At 62.6% G+C, this 535-nt stretch carries 1 pseudogene and 1 other annotated feature; the pseudogene reads right to left on the bottom strand.

The window, feature by feature from the left end:
* Window positions 1–93: 93 nt before the first annotated feature.
* Window positions 94–210, bottom strand: a sequence feature (AL1L pseudoknot).
* Window positions 211–290: 80 nt separating this feature from the next.
* Window positions 291–506, bottom strand: a pseudogene (locus CK944_RS24420) (IS3 family transposase); the annotation flags it as partial.
* Between the last annotated feature and the right edge of the window lie 29 nt (window positions 507–535).

The following is a 535-nucleotide window of genomic DNA, read 5'->3' on the forward strand; positions in this document are numbered from 1 at the left end:
CTTGATGGCAGCCATGTCGAGGCGATCCTGCCTGGCCCGATCCGATGCCAGGTCTGGATCGCGCTCGACGGCCTTGAAGGCATGATACGTCGATGGTGCGATCCCCAGAACCCGGCAGATCGGCCCGACACCAAAGACACCACGGTGATCGTCGATGAACGCGATCATTTGCGGAACGGGCGGTCGAGCTCCGCCGCTGCGAAATATGCACTGGCCTTCTTCAGGATCTCATTGGCCTGGCGCAGTTCACGGACCTCGCGCTCCAACTCCTTGATCCGGTCCTTCTCCGCGCTCGTCAGACCGCCGCGCTGACCGGCATCACGTTCGGCCTGCTGGCACCAGACGCGCAGGCTGTCGGGCGAACAGCCAAGCTTCGGCGCAATCGCCCTGTAGGCGGCCGTGTCGCTCGCGTAGTCGCCGCGGTTCTCTCGGAAAAGTCGAACACCGCGTTCGCGAAGCTCGGCCGGATAGGCGGGGGTGAATCTCGGCTTTGACATAGGGCTCATCCTTTGAGTGTTTTACTCTCCGGTAAACC

This window comes from Paracoccus sp. SY (assembly GCF_002901215.1).
Lineage (GTDB): Bacteria > Pseudomonadota > Alphaproteobacteria > Rhodobacterales > Rhodobacteraceae > Paracoccus > Paracoccus acridae.